Annotated in this window: 16 protein-coding genes and 2 riboswitches; of the genes, 10 read left to right on the top strand and 6 right to left on the bottom strand. The window is 64.8% G+C overall.

Features of this window, described 5'->3' with window-relative positions; all coding sequences use genetic code 11:
- Window positions 1-98: 98 nt before the first annotated feature.
- Complete coding sequence (locus U5A57_RS15060; protein WP_321912079.1) at window positions 99-521, top strand: amino acid-binding protein; 423 nt, start codon at window positions 99-101, stop codon at window positions 519-521.
- Between the two features lie 42 nt (window positions 522-563).
- On the top strand, window positions 564-2,234 hold the full coding sequence (locus U5A57_RS15055) for a dynamin family protein (protein ID WP_321912077.1): 1,671 nt from the start codon (window positions 564-566) through the stop codon (window positions 2,232-2,234).
- A gap of 133 nt (window positions 2,235-2,367) precedes the next feature.
- Here U5A57_RS15055 and crcB read toward each other — a convergent pair whose 3' ends face one another.
- The 3 genes from crcB to U5A57_RS15040 form a co-directional block, all read right to left on the bottom strand.
- Window positions 2,368-2,760, bottom strand: coding sequence for a fluoride efflux transporter CrcB (gene crcB / locus U5A57_RS15050; protein ID WP_321912075.1), 393 nt, complete (start codon window positions 2,758-2,760; stop codon window positions 2,368-2,370).
- Window positions 2,761-2,818: 58 nt separating this feature from the next.
- A riboswitch (Fluoride riboswitch) is annotated at window positions 2,819-2,882 on the bottom strand.
- A gap of 126 nt (window positions 2,883-3,008) precedes the next feature.
- Window positions 3,009-3,074, top strand: a riboswitch (Fluoride riboswitch).
- A 1,198-nt stretch (window positions 3,075-4,272) separates the two neighbouring features.
- On the bottom strand, window positions 4,273-5,046 hold the full coding sequence (locus U5A57_RS15045) for a slipin family protein (RefSeq protein WP_321912074.1): 774 nt from the start codon (window positions 5,044-5,046) through the stop codon (window positions 4,273-4,275).
- Window positions 5,043-6,599 (bottom strand): nodulation protein NfeD, encoded by a 1,557-nt coding sequence (locus U5A57_RS15040; protein ID WP_321912073.1) that lies wholly within the window; start codon window positions 6,597-6,599, stop codon window positions 5,043-5,045. Before U5A57_RS15040 ends, U5A57_RS15045 begins: the two co-directional genes overlap by 4 nt.
- Window positions 6,600-6,921: 322 nt before the next feature.
- Here U5A57_RS15040 and U5A57_RS15035 point away from each other — a divergent pair, with 322 nt between their 5' ends.
- The 4 genes from U5A57_RS15035 to U5A57_RS15020 are packed head-to-tail and all read left to right on the top strand — an operon-like array spanning window position 6,922 to window position 11,600.
- Window positions 6,922-8,817 (top strand): arylsulfatase, encoded by a 1,896-nt coding sequence (locus tag U5A57_RS15035; RefSeq protein ID WP_415774625.1) that lies wholly within the window; start codon window positions 6,922-6,924, stop codon window positions 8,815-8,817.
- Window positions 8,818-8,827: 10 nt separating this feature from the next.
- On the top strand, window positions 8,828-9,874 hold the full coding sequence (locus U5A57_RS15030; protein WP_321912070.1) for a formylglycine-generating enzyme family protein: 1,047 nt from the start codon (window positions 8,828-8,830) through the stop codon (window positions 9,872-9,874).
- Window positions 9,871-10,662 carry a MetQ/NlpA family lipoprotein gene (locus U5A57_RS15025; RefSeq protein WP_415773735.1) on the top strand — a complete coding sequence of 264 codons (792 nt, stop codon included), beginning with the start codon at window positions 9,871-9,873 and terminating at the stop codon, window positions 10,660-10,662. Before U5A57_RS15030 ends, U5A57_RS15025 begins: the two co-directional genes overlap by 4 nt.
- A complete protein-coding gene (locus U5A57_RS15020; protein WP_321912069.1) occupies window positions 10,656-11,600 on the top strand; it encodes a YkgJ family cysteine cluster protein in 945 nt (314 codons plus the stop codon). The genes U5A57_RS15025 and U5A57_RS15020 overlap by 7 nt, the downstream gene beginning before the upstream one ends.
- Before the next feature lie 82 nt (window positions 11,601-11,682).
- Here the strand turns inward: U5A57_RS15020 and U5A57_RS15015 are convergent, their stop codons facing one another.
- Window positions 11,683-11,808: a hypothetical protein gene (locus tag U5A57_RS15015; protein WP_321912067.1), complete on the bottom strand. Its 126-nt coding sequence runs from the start codon at window positions 11,806-11,808 to the stop codon at window positions 11,683-11,685.
- Between the two features lie 311 nt (window positions 11,809-12,119).
- On the opposite strand from U5A57_RS15015, the gene U5A57_RS15010 reads away from it, so the two are divergent.
- Window positions 12,120-12,482: a DUF4148 domain-containing protein gene (locus U5A57_RS15010; protein ID WP_321912065.1), complete on the top strand. Its 363-nt coding sequence runs from the start codon at window positions 12,120-12,122 to the stop codon at window positions 12,480-12,482.
- Between the two features lie 235 nt (window positions 12,483-12,717).
- The gene (locus U5A57_RS15005) at window positions 12,718-13,752 is read left to right on the top strand and encodes a 2-hydroxyacid dehydrogenase (protein WP_321912063.1); all 1,035 of its coding nucleotides are present in this window, start codon (window positions 12,718-12,720) and stop codon (window positions 13,750-13,752) included.
- A 91-nt stretch (window positions 13,753-13,843) separates the two neighbouring features.
- On the opposite strand, the gene U5A57_RS15000 is transcribed toward U5A57_RS15005, so the two are convergent.
- Window positions 13,844-14,266 carry an organic hydroperoxide resistance protein gene (locus U5A57_RS15000; protein ID WP_321912061.1) on the bottom strand — a complete coding sequence of 141 codons (423 nt, stop codon included), beginning with the start codon at window positions 14,264-14,266 and terminating at the stop codon, window positions 13,844-13,846.
- 40 nt (window positions 14,267-14,306) lie between these two features.
- Window positions 14,307-14,555 (bottom strand): DUF4148 domain-containing protein, encoded by a 249-nt coding sequence (locus tag U5A57_RS14995; RefSeq protein WP_321912060.1) that lies wholly within the window; start codon window positions 14,553-14,555, stop codon window positions 14,307-14,309.
- Between the two features lie 408 nt (window positions 14,556-14,963).
- Here U5A57_RS14995 and U5A57_RS14990 point away from each other — a divergent pair, with 408 nt between their 5' ends.
- Window positions 14,964-16,007: an alpha/beta hydrolase gene (locus tag U5A57_RS14990; RefSeq protein ID WP_321912058.1), complete on the top strand. Its 1,044-nt coding sequence runs from the start codon at window positions 14,964-14,966 to the stop codon at window positions 16,005-16,007.
- Between the two features lie 12 nt (window positions 16,008-16,019).
- Window positions 16,020-16,571 (top strand): cytochrome P460 family protein, encoded by a 552-nt coding sequence (locus U5A57_RS14985; RefSeq protein ID WP_321912056.1) that lies wholly within the window; start codon window positions 16,020-16,022, stop codon window positions 16,569-16,571.
- Window positions 16,572-16,623 lie beyond the last annotated feature (52 nt).

Genomic DNA, 16,623 nt, shown 5'->3' with positions numbered 1-16,623 from the left:
GCAGATCGTGCTCGCCCTGGTCACACGCAGAGGCCCGTTGCTCCCGTTTCCAGTCGTTTTCTTGCGATGGTCGCGCAAAACCTTGCGAGGCGAGGCCAATGGAACTCGACATCCAGAGCATTGAAATCTGGGAAGCCAACATTGCCGATCAACCGGGCGGCCTGGCGCACGCGCTCGATGCGCTGGATGACGCCGGCATCGATATACAGTTCATCGTCGCGCGGCGCGGTCTGACGGGCTCGGGACGCGGTCAGGTGCTCATTACGCCGCTTCGGGGAGATCATCAGGTCGCGGCGGCAGCGCGCGCAGGTTTCCATATGCCCGAGCATATCCACGCGATCCGCGTTTCCGGGGACAACCGCGCGGGCCTCGCTACGGGCTTGCCTGGCATGATCGCCAGACTCGGCATTAACCTCCTCGGTTTCACTGCGTCGACGCTCGGTCGCGGGTTCGTTGCATACATAGCTGCGGACTCGCAGCCTGATGTTGACAGGATCGTGCAGGCGTTGCGCCAGCTTTGAGCGGTCAAGTGTGTCGTTGGGATTGGCGAGCGGAGGCGTCCGATGGATCTTCGTGAGTACGAAAATGCAAAGTTTGAGCTCGCGGGAATGCTGCGTACCTTGTCTGATGCGACGAGGGACATGGGCGAACCGGTCGCGGCGCAGATCCGGGATCTGTTCGTTCGTCTCGCCGAGGACCGGTTCAACCTCGCGGTGGTAGGGCGCTTCGGGCGCGGGAAGAGTTCGCTGATGAACGCCCTGATCGGCGTCGAGCGTCTGCCCACGGGGATTTTGCCGCTGACGGCGGTGATTACAGCCGTTGTCTACGGCAGCACCGAAAAGGTCGTCATCCACTACGAAGGACGCCGCCTTTCAACAGAAATTACGCTCGAAGAGCTTCCACAGTTCATTACGCAACGGGCCAACCCGGGCAACATGCGGGGCGTGAAGACCGCAGAGGTGCAACTGCCAGCCGAGCTGTTGCGTCGAGGCTTCCATTTCGTTGATACGCCGGGACTGGGCTCAGCCATCGCGGAGAACACGCGAACGACAGAATCATTCCTTCCCGAAGCCGATGCAATGCTCGTGGTGACGAGCTACGACAGCCCAATGTCTGAGGAGGAGTTTGCCGTATTGCGTCTGGCCGCGAGATACGACCGCCGCGTATTCATGGTGTTGAACAAGCAGGATACGGTGACGCAGGCACAACGGGAGGAAGGGCTCGCCTATGTGAACGAGCAGCTGCAGCGTGTGCTTGGACCTCGCGCGTCACCACCATTCCCGGTTTCCGCGCAGGATGGTCTTGCTGCAAAGTCTCGATGTGATCGGGACGCATTGCGCGAAAGCGGCGTAGCGGCCCTCGAAGACGCCCTCGTCGCCTTCCTTCTGGAAGGCAAGCGGCGTGCATTTCTGGCCAGCTTTTGCGAGCGTGTCCAGGACGTTGCGAGGCGCATGCCAATGGACGCAAGACTCGCCGCAGTTGCTCTCGATATACAGAACTTCCGAACCCGGCTCGAAGCCGATCGCGCGACAGTGAGCCGTTCGCGCACTGTCCCTTCGATTGACATCGAGCTCGGCTCACTGCAGAACCTCCAGCCCTGCGAAATCTGCGAGCGTATCCAGTCTGTCAGTTTCGACTTTTTGTGCCACTACCAGTACGAACTCAGTGTCAGCCCGCAGTCGCAGGACCGTCATGCGCAGGCAAGAGGGCTGTGTGTCACTCACACACGACAACTCGCGGTGCTCGCCTCGCCACGGGGCGTTGCAATTGGGTATCCAGCGCTTCTCGGGGCACTCTCCGCCACGCTCGAGCGCGCGGCACGCGCGGCTGAGGGTGGTATTGAGGATCTCCTTGATCGAAAGGACGTGCTGCCCGATGCGCACGAGTGCGAGTTGTGCAGATTGTGCATGGACACCTTGCATACCACGATTGCAGAGATTGCTGGGCGCCTCGCGCAGGATCCGGCACACGCAGTGGATGCGTTGTCCGGGATCTGCATGCTTCACCTTCCAGCGCTGATCGCCGGTCTGGGCGACGTCAGACTGATGCAGGGCGTTCTCGCGCGCGAAGCCGCGATACTGTCGAGGCTGGCAGATGATCTCAGGCGCTACGCGACGAAGCACGATGCGATCCGCAGGCAGCTCGCCAGCGCCGAAGAGACCGAGGCTGCGGAGAAGACCCTCAAGCTGATCGCCGGGCTTGTCAACGTCCATGTCCCATGGGCAGACGGGTAAAGAGATGCTTCGTTCTACGTAACAGCATTCGACGTGTCGCTTCAGAGGGAAGGCCGTTGCCGGCGCAGCTCTCTTGACACCGCAGACGGGCAATATCGAGGTCGCCTGGATGACGGGGCCGCCGGCCCGGCGCTCACGCGATCGCCATACGTGAGACTGCACCGACAGTGGCGAATCCCAGCACGGTCATAACGAGCGATCCCGAGAGATGAATGACAATTTCCCCTGCCGCCCAGCCAAGCCGACCTTGCTGGAGATCGGACACGACTTCGGCGGAAAACGTTGAAAATGTCGACAGACCGCCCATCAGTCCGGTCGTGACAAACAGGCGCCATTCAGGCGGAATCTGGGGCAAGCGCGCAAAAAAAGCGATGGCGACGCCAATGATGTACCCAGCAATCACGTTTGCCGCGAGTGTGCCCAGCGGAAGATCCGGATATAGGCCGTTCAGACGTACACCCAGGAACCACCGAAACAACGAGCCGATCGCTCCACCGATCGCGACTGCCAGAACCGATTGAAACATAGCCGACACCCCATTTGAATTTGACCTCGACGAAGACAAATACATGCCATTCATCTGGCGGGTTGTAGGCATCATCGGCTCAAAACGAGCGGTTAAAGGAGAATGCCATCTCCTTTGGACAGTCTAACAGGTCGCGTATCTTGCTGGTTCAATGCTGGTCACGACGATCATCGTGACCACATCAATCGTTGGCGAACTGGTTCAGGCTCCCGCCAGGGGCTTGCGATGCCGCATGAGCGGCCGTACCCGCTGCCCATGGAGAGGGCATTCTCCGAAAACCGGCGGCCCCGCCGGCTAATGATACCTACTTGAGTGCGGATGCAAGATTCGCATAACCCGCTCGTCAACAGTAGACTCGCCATGAGAAGCGTCCTGTTTCGCTGCAAGGACCGGTTGTTTCGATCCATATCGCTTCTTTTCCTTCCTTCTTCTGGAGTAGCGTTGGCGCGACGTGCTGCGAGACGCGATAGATCAAGGGCAAGCACATCAACCTTGGCCGTACATATACAAACGAATAGGTCGCCACAGCCAAGGCGTCGTGATCTTATCTGTGACTACGCACCGCGTGTAGTTCGGTCGCGCGCTTGGGGTTCGCAAACAAACATATTTTCCTTGCAGAGTGTTTGCTGAATGACCGTTTGCTGAGCGCCGCGGCCTTCTGAATTTCAAAACGACATGCTCACTGAAGATCTCCTGGCGGCCGACTACTGCCCGACCCAGTCGGCAGCAACCGACCCCGAAGCCGCCGCTTGCTGTTTTGCCAGACTTACGGCAGGCCTCGCGCGGAGAACGGCCACTAGCGGGGGCACTACGGTGGCAGAGGCCTTCCTGATTTTCGGCGCTATCCATCCCGCAAGCCGCGGTCGGCGACCTTGCGCAGTGGCGCTTTGGGCCGGCAGTATGCAAGAGGCCGTCCCAACGTGCGGTAGCGCACAGTTCGCCCGCGCTTGGGCCGACAAATGTCACCCAGGCCGCTACGCTCGGCGGGAAAGACTCATGGGGAACGCCATGCAAACCATCGTCAAGCCTGCATACCTGTCGATGGCTCCGCAGCAGATATGTTGCGCCGCCATGCTGCTTCTCTGCCTTTCAGTCGTAGCGAACGGGCGCAACGTTCCCAGCAGGGCGACTGCGATGTGGGTCAGGCGGTTGCTCGGTCCAAAGCGGAACCCCACCCATTTGACACTAGCCGCCAGCGTCCAAACGTTACCGAGTAAACCGACGAATTTGTGGTGGGCCAGATGGTGGGTCAACAATCTACTGAACCTTCAAGCCCAACATGGATAAGGCTCTGGCAGGGCTATCAGCCTTCGGGACTGTAATCCATGGCCGCCGTCGTCCGTTAGTGGATGTTCGGCAATTATTGGCGATATTTCCGCGCTCTGCCAATCCCACGCGCAAAAGAAGCGTGCACGAACGCGCGCAGCGCGCTGGCCGGCTATTTTCGCTGCGCTGCAATATTCAGGTGAACTGGAGAAGACGCTGGATGCCTGAACTGAGGGGACGGATCACTCAAGGTCCGCGCGGCGGCCCGGCTCGGTCGATCAGCGCGTTGAGCAACTCGATCGGCAGCGGGAAGACGATGGTGGAATTCTTGTCGGCGGCGATCGTGGTAAGCGTCTGCAGATACCGCAGTTGCATGGCCTGCGGCTGCTGTGCGAGACATTGCGCGGCTTGCAGTAATTTTTCGGACGCCTGCAGTTCGCCTTCCGCGTGAATGACCTTTGCGCGGCGCTCGCGTTCAGCTTCGGCCTGGCGCGCGATCGCGCGGATCATCGTTTCGTTGAGGTCGACGTGCTTGATCTCGACGTTCGACACCTTGATGCCCCACGCGTCCGTTTGCGCATCGAGCACTTTCTGGATGTCCGCGTTCAGTTGCTCGCGCTCGGCGAGCAGGGCGTCGAGTTCGTGTTTGCCGAGCACGGCGCGCAGCGTGGTTTGCGCGAGCTGGCTCGTCGCCTCGACGTAGCGCGCGACCTGAATCACGGCCTTTTCCGGGTCCACCACCCGAAAATAGACCACGGCGTTCACCTTCACCGAAACGTTGTCGCGCGTGATGACGTCTTGCGAAGGCACGTCGAACACCACGGTGCGCAGGTCGATACGCACGGCCACCTGCACGACGGGAATGATGAGCACGAGGCCCGGCCCCTTGACCTTCCAGAAGCGTCCGAGCATGAACACGACGCCGCGTTCGTACTCCTTGAAGATGCGGATGGACGATAACGCGATCAGCACCACGAGCGCGATCAGTAGACCTGTGAAGCCGAACGTGAAGCCGATCATGAACGTTCTCCCTCGTTTTGTGCCTTGTCGTGTGCGTTGTCGTGCACCGCGCCGTGCAGCGGGGTGACGGTGAGCGTGAGTCCGCTGCGCGAGCTGACGCGCACGCGGCTGCCGGCGGCAAGCGGCGTGGCGCAGGCCACGCGCCAGCGCTCGCCGTGCACGCGGGCCCAGCCCGTGGACAATGCCGCGTGGCCGGGCCGCGATTCGGGATGCAAACCCTCGTCGATCACTTCGCCAACGGCGCCCACCATGGCCTCCGCGCCGGTCACCACGGGGCGCCGCCGCGCGCGCAGGGCCACGCTGGACACGGTGGCGACGAACGCCGCGCCGCCGAGTGCCAGGCCCGCAACGAGCGGCAAGGGGATGCCGTAGCCGGGCGCGCTGGTGTCCATCAGCATGAGCGCGCCGATGGCGAAGGCCACGATACCGCCAAAGCCCAGCACGCCAAACGTCGGCAAAAAAGCCTCCGCGATGAGGCACGCAAGCCCGAGCAGCACGAGCCCGAGGCCCGCGTAGTTCACGGGCAGCAGTTGCATGGCGAACAGACCCACGAGCAGGCAGATTGCCCCGGCCACGCCGGGCAGCACGAAGCCAGGGTTGGCGAACTCGAAGAAGAGCCCATACACGCCGATGGTCAGCAGGATCAGCGCGACATTCGGGTCGGCGATGATCGCAAGGAAGCGGTTGCGCCAGTCGGGCGCGACGGCTTCCAGCGGCGCGTGCGCGGTGGCGAGGCGCAGCGTGCCGGCCGTGGTCGTGACGGTGCGGCCGTCGAGCTGGCGCGCGAGATCGGCGGGGTCCTGCGCGATCAGGTCGATCACGTGCTGGTCGCGCGCCTCTTCGTCGGAGAGGCTCACGGCCTCGCGCACCGCGCGCTCGCCCCACGCCGCGTTGCGCCCGCGCAGTTGCGCCAGGCCGCGAATATAGGCGGCGGAGTCGTGCATGACCTTGCGGGCTTCCGTCGAGGCGTTGTCGTCGGCGCGCGGGGCCGAGGCGCCGGAGGCGGCTTCCGGAAAGCCTGCCGGACCACCCATGGGCCCACCCGCGGGGCCACCGCCGCCGCCCACGCCAAGCTGCACCGGTGAAGCCGCGCCGAGATTGGTGCCCGGCGCCATGGCCGCGAAATGGCTTGCGTAGACGATATAGGTGCCCGCGCTCGCGGCGCGTGCGCCGCCGGGCGCGACGAATGCCGCGACCGGTACCGGGGAGGCCAGGATTGCCTTGATGATCTGCCGCATCGAGGTGTCGAGGCCGCCGGGCGTATCCAGTTCGAGGATCGCAAGCGGCGCGCGCTCGCTCGCGGCGCGCTCCAGCGAACGGACGATGAAATCGGCGCTGGCGGGCCCGATCGCACCGTTCACGGTCATCACCACGACGGGCGGGTTCGCTGCAGCGAAGGCCGCCGGCAAAGCGATCCCAGCCGCCAGAGCGGCCCACGCGAGCAGCAAGGCGACGAACACAACGGCGCGAGCAAGCCGCGCCGTGAGCGGATGGTGCGGGTGAGCAGGCGGCGCGTCGTGCACCGCGACATGCGAGGGGCGATGATCGCGCATCGGGCGTCCGGAGCATGGCGCACGCTGGCGCAGGTTCCGGTTCACAGATGGGGCAAGAGCCGATACCTCAAGATTAGGCGCTTTCCGCGCAAAGCGCGAACCGGCCCGAATGACCGGAATGCATGGTCGGCATGAACGGCCGCAACACGCGCCGAACGTTGCGCCGCACACTTATTCCACCGCTCCGAAAGCAATGGAGGAATCGAGATTTGGCGCACCGGGCTTCGTGGCTACCATTGCACTCCCTTACAAGCAGCGCACGAGAACAATGAAAAAAGCTCACCGGTCGACGCAAGTTCCCCGTATCCGCATCGCATGCGCCATGGTCGCCAGCGTCGTCGCGCTGGCCTCGTGCGGCGGCACGAACAGCAGCGGCTCGCCGGTGGCGAGCGCCGCCGTCACGCACAAGCAGCCCAACATCCTCTACATCATGGCGGACGATCTAGGCTACTCGGACATTCATGCGTTCGGCGGCGAGATCAACACGCCCAACCTCGACGCGCTCGTGCAGTCGGGCCGCATTCTCACGAACCATCACGCGGGTACGGTGTGCGCGATCACGCGCTCCATGCTGATTTCGGGCACCGACCATCACCTCGTGGGCGAGGGCACCATGGGCGTGCCCACCGACGAACGTCGCGGTCTGCCCGGTTACGAAGGCTATCTCAACGACCGCGCCCTTTCGGTTGCGCAACTGCTCAAGGACGCCGGGTATCACACCTATATGGCGGGCAAGTGGCATCTCGGCTCGGGTATCGTTGGGAGTGCTACGGGTAGCGGGCAAACCCCCGACCAATGGGGCTTCGAGCACAGCTACGCGCTGCTGGGCGGCGCCGCGACCAATCACTTCGCGCACGAACTCGCGGGCTCGAAGAACTACACCGAAGACGGCCAGTACGTGCAGCCCGGTCAACCGGGGCAGCCCGGCGGATCAGGCGGCAGTCCTGCCGTGTTCTATTCCACGAACTTCTACACGCAGAAGCTCATCGCGTACATCGACTCGAACAAGGGGGACGGCAAGCCGTTCTTCGCCTACGCGGCCTATACGTCGCCGCATTGGCCGCTCCAGGTGCCGGACCCGTGGCTGCACAAATACGCGGGCGTGTACGACGCAGGCTACGACGCGATCCGCAACGCGCGCATTGCACGGCAAAAAGCGCTCGGCCTGATTCCCGCCGACTTCACGCCGTTCGAAGGCTTGCCCGAAACGCTCACGCGTTCGCCCGCCACGACCAACAACGGCACGGCTAACGCGAAGTACATCAGCGCCGTGCATCCGGCGTCGGATGGGTACGTCGATTACGGCCAGGGCAACGTCGACAAGGCGTGGGCCAGCCTTTCCGCGGACGAGCGCAAGGCGCAGGCGCGCTACATGGAGATCTACGCGGGCATGGTCGAGAATCTCGACTACAACATCGGACTCCTGATCCAGCATTTGAAGGACATAGGCGAATACGACAATACGTTCATCATGTTCCAGTCCGACAACGGCGCGGAAGGCTGGCCGATCGACTCGGGCGCCGACCCCACCGCCACCGATACGGCGAACGCCCAGGAGCCCGTGTATTCGTCGCTCGGGACCGACAACGGTTTGCAGAATGCGAAGCGCCTGCAGTATGGCCTGCGCTGGGCCGAAGTGAGCGCCACGCCGCTGCGGCTCACGAAGGGGTATTCGGCGGAGGGCGGCGTGTCGGTGCCGGCCATCGTTCATTTGCCGGGGCAGGCTACGCAGTTGCCGTCGCTCAGCATTTTCACGCACGTTACCGACGACACGGCCACCTTCCTCGACGTGGCCGGCGTGACGCCGCCGAGCCAGCCCGCGCCCGCGCTCATCAATGCGCTCACGGGCGTGGACCAGAACAAGGGCAAGGTGGTCTACAACAACCGCTATGTGTATCCGGTCACCGGAAAGTCGTTGCTTGCGCAACTGAATGGCAAGACGACTGCGGAAGCCCACACGGAAGCGTTCGGCGACGAAGCCTACGGCCGTGCGTATCTGCGCAGCGCGGATGGCCGCTGGAAGGCCTTGTGGACGGAGCCGCCGCTCGGACCCACGGACGGCCACTGGCAGCTCTATGACCTCACGAAGGACCGCGGCGAAACCACGGACGTCTCGACGCAGAATCCCTCGGTGATCCAAAGCCTCGTGAACCAGTGGAACACGTATATGAGCAACGTGGGCGGTGTCGAACCGTTGCGTCCGCAAGGTTATTACTAAGGGCGCGGCCATGCGGTATCGACTGACACTCGCGGCGCTGGCCGTGACGGTGTTCGCTGCGGCGTTCGCGGCATCGAGCGCCTCGACACTCACATCGTCCGGCGACGGCTTCGATTCGCTCAACCGCGGCCGCCCGCTCGCGCGGCTCGGCAACGAGCGTCAGTGCGAACGCTATTCGGGTCTGCCCGACAGCTGGGGCAGCGACCGCAAGGCGGGCATGGTGCATCTTCAAGGCGGCTCGTTCGTGCTCGGCAGCACGGCGGGCTACCCGGACGAGCGTCCCGCGCCCGGCGGCGGCAAGACGCGCGTGGCGGGTTTCTGGATCGACCAGACCGACGTGACGGTGGCGCAGTTCGCCGCGTTCGTCGAAGCCACGCACTACGTGAGCGAAGCGGAGCAGCAGGGCGGTGCAGCGGTATTTCGCGTGCCCACGGCCGAGCAGATGAATGCGCGCGATCTCGCCTGGTGGTCGTGGGTGCCGGGCGCGTCGTGGCGGCATCCGCAAGGGCCGGGCAGCGACGTGGAGGGCCGGGGCAACCTGCCCGTCACGCTCGTAACGCTACGCGACGCGCTCGCGTACGCGCACTGGCTGGGCCGCGATTTGCCGACGGAAGCCGAGTGGGAATACGCGGGCAAGGCGGGCCGCGAGGGCGCGGACCTCGACACCGCGCCCACCGACGCCAACGGCAAGCCCACGGCGAACTACTGGCAGGGCGTATTTCCGGTGCTCAACACCGCCGAGGACGGCCATGCCGGCCTCGCTCCCGTGGGCTGCTACGCGGCCAATGCGTTTCGCCTCTACGACATGATCGGCAATGCCTGGGAATGGACGCGCGATGCGTACACGGGCCCGCACCAGTCGCACACGAATGGCGACACGGCAGCGGTCGCGCCGGCGGGGCGGCGCCACGACACGCTCATGGTCATCAAGGGCGGCTCGTTCCTGTGCGCGCGCGACTATTGCGTGCGCTATCGGGCCTCGTCGCGGGAACAGCAGGAGGCCGATCTCGCGGCTTCGCATATTGGCTTTCGCACGATTTTGAGGGGCGCGTCATGAACGCAAGCCGCTGGCCGCTGGCCGCATGGGTGCTTGCCGCGGCGCTGAGCGGCATGGCCCATGCGGCGCCTGATCCCGTTCGCGTGGGTGTGACGCGCGGCACGCACGCCGAGATCATGGGCGAGGTCCAACGCACGGCAGCGGCGCGCGGCCTGGCGCTCGACGTCGTCGTGTTCGACGACGCCGCGAAGATCGACGGCGCGCTGGCGGCGGGCCGTATCGACGCGGCGAGCTTCGAGGACGAAGCGGACCTGGCCGACGCGCGCCACGTGCATGGCTACGCGATCGCGGCCATTGCGCCCACGGTCGCGCTGCCGATGGCGCTGTATTCGCGCAAACTGCCGAGCCTCAGCCAACTGCGCCCCGGCTCGACAATCGCGATTCCCGACGACGCGCGCGGCATGGGCCGCGCGCTGATCCTGCTGCAGAACTACACGTTGGTGACGCTGCGCGACAGCGCCGGGCTGCACGCCACGACGGCGGATATCACGGGCAACCGGCTAAAACTTAAAGTCGTCCGCGTGCCGCACGCAAGCCTTGCGCATGCGCTCGACACGGCGGCCTTCGTGGCGATGGAAGTCGATGACGCGGCGCGCGCTGGGCTGCAGCCGGCGCGCGACAGCATCGGCATTGAAGACGCGCGCTCGCCTTACGCCGACGTGCTCGCTGTGCGCGACGCGGACCGGACGCAGCCCTGGGCGCGCGAACTGGTGGACGCGTACCACTCGAATGAGGTCGCGCATTTCATCCTCACGCGCTACCAGGACTCGGTGCGGCGGCCATGGTAGGTCACGATGCGGCGCACGGCATGGCGCACTACGCGCTCGCGTGCACGGCGTGCGGGAAGTGCTGCAACAGCCCGCCGTCGATGTCGCTGGCGGAATTGCTGCGGCATGGGGAGCGCTTTGTCGGGTGCCTTGCGATCGGGCGTCAGCCGGTGCGCCGCGCGGGCGAGCACCGGCTTGCCGCCGCCGACGCCGTGGCGATCGACGAACTCTCGCAGTCGCTTTTTCACCGCAGCGCGGCATTCGGCAGCGACTGGATCGTGCTGACGCTGCAGGGCTACGACTACCCGTCGCTCGGCCGTTGCGCGGCGCTGGCCGACGACGGGCGTTGCACGCTGCACGAAACCGGCAAGCCCGCAATGTGCGCAGCGGTGCCGCTCGATCCGCTATTGCCGGATCGTCTGCAAACGCGGGTGCTGGAAGGAAGGCGCGAAAGTGCGCAATGGCTCGGTGCGGATTGCATCCGTACGACGGCGACGGCGGGCGCCGCACCGCTGGTGCTCGAGGGGAAGGTGGCGGATGCCGAGGCGCTGGCGCGCTTTCGCGGTGCGCTGGCATTCGAGCGCAGCATTTGGCGTGACGCCGTGTTCGCTTCGCTCCACGACGCGGCCGCGGACCTGCGCGGCGCGCTGGCCCGGCTTGGCGCGGGCGGGCATCTCACGGTTTCGCTCGTTCCGGCGCTCATGGCGGCGGCGCGTGTGTCGGCGCGCTGCCGCGAGCTTTGCGTGGCGTATATCGACAACCAGGTCGCGCTGATCGAGCGCACCGTGGAAGCGGCGCTAGCCCGGCGGCGTCTGGACGACCGGCCGGTTACGCGTGAACTGCGTGGCTTTGCGCAGGCCTACGCCGGCGCTCGCGAACTTCTGGTGGCGCCAGGATGGCGGCCCGATGCGGCGCGCGCGGATGCCCCCGAAATCGAGGCATGGCTGGGCGCCGCATAAACCCGACCGCGCAGTGCGGTCGCGTGTTGCTACTCGTCCCCCGTGTGCACGGCCAGGGACGCTTGCTGCAGTCAGGCGCGCATTAGTACCAGCGGCGCTGAGCTTCTGCGAGCAGTTCGCAGTATTCGAGGTGACGGTCCAGCGCTTCGGCGCCCAGACGACGCAGTGCAGCGAGGGCTTGAGCCAGCTTTTCGACGATTGCACCCATGATTTCCTCTTTGCTAGGGTTAGTGCCTAAGGGATAACCCTTATTATAGAGATCTCGGGACAGAATGCAAGGCTCGAGGGCGCTAAGTGTGCAGTGCAGCAACACTTTTGATTCGCCCCTTATTGACGTGGTAGCGGGCGGCTGGGCGCCTTCTTGTATCGCACTGTGTCTGGCCGCCCGCGGGACAAGCGCGCTTGCAAAAACGGGCGCGCACGCAAACAAGCCAGATACATCGCGGCGTTCAAATGTCTCCTACGCAAGGTTGATACACAACAGTGCGCAACCACTCAGCCAACGTCAGGAGAAACACCATGAAGCTCGCCCAATCGCTCGCCGCCGCCGCTCTTGCTGCCCTCGTTGCCGTTCCCGCGCTCTCGTTCGCACAGTCGAGCCAGCCGGTCACCCGCGCCGAAGTGAAGGCCGAACTCGTGCAACTCCAGAAGGCGGGCTACAACCCCGCCAGCGACGACACGCAGTACCCCGCGAACCTGCAAGCCGCGCTCTCGCGCGTGAGTGCAGAGAACGGCGCAGCGGCGTCGGCATTCGGCGGGGCAGTTGAAGGCGGCTCCGCAGCAGGCAGCCGCACGCACGCTCGCGCCGTATCGAAGGTCTCCGGTGCGAATGCGGCGGACCAGGATGTCGTTGGCCTCGAACCGATCTACGCTCACTCGTAATGCGCGCGGCACCATGCCGCGAAGTTCGCCGCACTTCGGCAAGCTTCGCGGCTTTGCCGCGTCCATGCCTCGCCCGCCTGTTGCCGCTTCTTCCTGATCGCTCGCCTTCCTGCTGATACCATGTGCCAGCGTGCCCACGCGGCACGCGCGAACGTTACGCGTTCGAGTTCAAGACGCATCCCCGCGCGTCAACGCGCAATGCGCGCCTATCCCCCGAAGCTCGCACGAGGTCAACATGCCGGGAACCCAGCTCCCCACTTCCGCTCGCCCACGCATGATCCTGTTCAGCGCGCGCCAGTACGACGTCGATACGTTTGCCGAGGCGAACGCCGCTTTCCAGTATGAGTTGCACTTCCAGGAATCGCACCTCGACGCCGAGACCGCCGTGCTCGCCGACGGCTACGACGTGGTGTGTCCGTTCGTGAACGACACGGTCGACGCCGCCACGCTCGAGCGCCTTCATCAGGGCGGCACGCGGCTCGTGGCGCTGCGCTCGGCCGGCTTCAATCACGTCGATCTCGCAGCGGCGCAGCGTCTTGGCATCACCGTCGCGAGAGTGCCCGCGTATTCGCCGCATGCGGTGGCCGAGCACGCCGTCGGGCTGATCCTCGCGCTGAACCGCAAGCTGCCGCGCGCCGTGTCGCGCACGCGCGAAGGTGACTTCTCGCTCGCGGGGCTGCTCGGTTTCGATCTGCATGGGAAGACGGCCGGCGTGGTCGGCACGGGCATTATCGGCCGGTGTTTTGCGCGCATCATGGCGGGCTTCGGCATGCAGGTGCTCGCCCATGACCCGGGCACGCCCGCCGCCGACCTGCTCGCGCTCGGCGTGCGTTATGTGCCGCTCGATACGCTGCTTGCGCAGTCGGACGTGGTGAGTCTGCATTGCCCGCTCGTGCCAGCCACGCGTCATTTGATCGACCGCCACGCGCTCGCGAAGATGAAGCGCGGCGCCATGCTCATCAACACCGGGCGCGGCGGGCTCGTGGAAAGCAGCGCGCTCGTGGATGCGCTCAAGAGCGGCCAGCTCGGACACCTCGGCCTCGACGTGTACGAGGAAGAAGGCGGCCTGTTCTTCGAGGACCATTCGGACGCGCCGCTGCAGGACGATGTGCTCGCGCGTCTCTTGATGTTTCCGAACGTGATCGTCACGTCGCATCAGGCGTTCTTCACGCGCGAGGCGATGAGCGAGATTGCGCAAACGACACTGCGCAACGTGGAAGCCTGGCGTAACGGCACGCCGGGCAATCTCGTGGACGCGCGGCACGGCTAAAGCGCAACACTCACAGCAACACACAAAAGCAAAGCGGGGCGCGCACAAGGCGCCCCGCTTTTTGCTTTCTACACTTTCTACCGCTACGCGATCACGCCTCGACGACGGCGAGCGTGACGTCGATGTTGCCGCGCGTCGCCTTCGAATACGGGCAGATCTGATGGGCCGTTTCGACGATACGCTGCGCCAGTTCGCGATCCACGCCCGGCAGCGTCACGTTCAGGCGGCCGCGCAGCTTGAAGGCGTCGTCGGCGTTGATGAGGTCGATCTCGGCGTCGACCGCCACGTCGCGCGGCAGCGTCGTGCCGAGCTTCGTGGCGGCGCGGCCCATCGCGCCGATGAAGCACGCCGACCAGCCCGCCGCGAACATCTGTTCCGGGTTCGTGCCCGGCGCGCTCGAACCGGGCGGCGAGAGCTTCACGTCCAGACGTCCGTCTTCGCTGCGGGCTGCGCCGTCGCGGCCGCCGGTGGTGTGGGTCTTGCCGGTGTACAGCACTTTTTCTGCCTGAGTCATGGTGTGTATCTCCTGAAATGGGCTTCGTGATGGCAATGATTTAGCTGCCGCGATACAGCTGCTGGATGGCGGCGAGCTGGCCGTCGTGCTGCGCCTGGATCAGTTCCTGGCGAACCTGTGCACGCGTGAGCTTCGCGTTCGCCGCATTGCTGGCGGGCGTCCATGCCTGGCTTTGCGCAACCGTGGGTTGTGCTGCGCTCGACTGAGCGGGCATGGTGGCGAACACCGGCGTGGCGGCGAGGACTGCGGCGCTGGCGGCAAAGGCGAGGGCGAGCTTCGATGCGTTCATGACTTTCTCCTGGGATGGGTTGGGCAATCCGTCCGGTCATCAGCAAGTTCCGGCGTTGATGCATTACAACCGCCGGACGTATCTGCCGTGTTTCATGAACGCCGCGTTTTGCAAGGGTATGTATCTCGTCCAGGCGCTTATACATTGCGATACAAACCCGTCGTTCGTTCAACCTCGCGCTCGCCGCGACCGATCCCGCCACGCCGACATTTTTTGATTCGTTGTGTGTCCACGCTCGCAACAGACACATTGGGATACATGGCGCTTTTCCTGCTCGGATATAAATTCACCGGGGCGTTTTGCCTGCCGCCGCGAGCGCGATCGACCGATCTGCTGCCGTGGGCTCAATCAACGAGGCCAAGCCGTTCGGGCGCGGCCTGCATGCATGCACATCAAGGAGAAGTGGTCATGTCAGATCCCGTCAACGTCCGTCGCCGTCGTCTTCTCGGCACGTCGCTTGCCGGCCTCACGCTCGCGGACTTCGCATTCGGCGGTCTCGCGCACGCACAGTCGGCTGGCGGTACGGACGGCAACACGCGCACGGGCAACGGCGTGTCGTTCGGCCCGATCAAGCAGATCAACGCGGGCCTGCTCAATGTGGGCTACGCCGAAGCGGGACCGAAGAACGGCCCGGTGGTGATCCTGCTGCACGGCTGGCCGTACGACATCCATAGCTATGTCGAGGTCGCGCCGATGCTGGCCGCTTCGGGCTACCGCGTGATCGTGCCGTATCTGCGCGGCTACGGCAGCACGCGCATTGTCTCGGACGACACGCCGCGCAACGGCCAGCAGGCCGTCACCGCTGTCGATCTTGTTGCGTTCATGGATGCCCTGAAGATCGATCAGGCCGTTCTGGGCGGCTACGACTGGGGCGCGCGCACGGCGAACATCGTCGCGGCGCTGTGGCCAGAGCGCGTGAAGGGTCTCGTCTCGGTCAGCGGCTATCTGATCGGCAGCCAGGAGGCGAACCGCAAGCCGCTGCCGCCGCAAGCCGAGCTGCAGTGGTGGTACCAGTTCTACTTTTCGACCGAGCGTGGCGCGCAGGGCTATGCCTCGAATCGCGACGCGTTCAACAAGTTGATCTGGCAACTTGCCTCGCCGAAGTGGAACTTCGACGACGCGACCTACGAGCGCAGTGCAGCGTCGTTCCAGAATCCCGACCACGTGGCCATCGTGATCTCCAACTACCGCTGGCGCCTCGGGCTCGTGCAGGGCGAAGCGAAGTACGACAGCCTCGAGCAGCGTCTCGCCGCCGCACCGGCCATTACCGTGCCGACCATCACGCTCGAAGGCGACGCCAACGGCGCGCCGCATCCCGCGCCGGCCGCCTATGCGAAGAAGTTCACGGGCAAGTACCTGCACCGCACGATCGACGGCGGCATTGGCCACAATCTCCCGCAGGAAGCGCCCAAGGAGTTCGCGCAGGCCATTCTGCAAGTCACGCATCTGTGATCGGAGGCCGCGATGCAAATACGTTTTTTCAGGCGTCGCGCGCTCCTCGCGGGCGCGCTGCTCGCGAGTCTGACGCAAGGTCACGCCGCATGGGCGCAGCAAGGCGCGCAAGCGCAGCCGCAAGCACGATCGCAGGCGCCGGGCCACGCGGCTTCGCCGATCTACGGCGTGACGATTCCACCCGGCTACCGCAAGTGGGAAATGATCGCCCCGGCGGAGGAGGCCGCGCCGCTCGACGAACTGCGCGTGGTGCTCGGCAATCCGGTGGCGATCAAGGCCATCGAGAATGCGACGCTGCCATATCCGGACGGCACGATCCTCGTGAAGCTTGCGTACAAGCGTAAGCAGTCCGATGATTTCGCAACCGCCACGGTGCCGGGCCAGCCCACGACCGTGCAGGTCATGGTGAAGGACTCGCGCCGCTATGCGTCCACGGGCGGCTGGGGGTACGGGCGTTTCGTGAACGGCGTGCCTGCCGACCTGGCGCAGCATCAAACCTGTTTTGCGTGCCACGCTTCGAAGGTGAAGGATCGCGACTACGTGTTTACGCGCTTTGCGCCTTGATGGGAGGCACGGGTGCTAGCCGCGCATTCGGTGACATAATCCGCAGTTGTCG

The sequence above is a fragment of the Paraburkholderia sp. J11-2 genome, from assembly GCF_905220185.1.
Classification (GTDB): domain Bacteria; phylum Pseudomonadota; class Gammaproteobacteria; order Burkholderiales; family Burkholderiaceae; genus Paraburkholderia.
The sequence above is the reverse complement of the archived record's forward strand: the minus strand, read 5'-3'. Positions and strand labels throughout refer to the sequence as shown.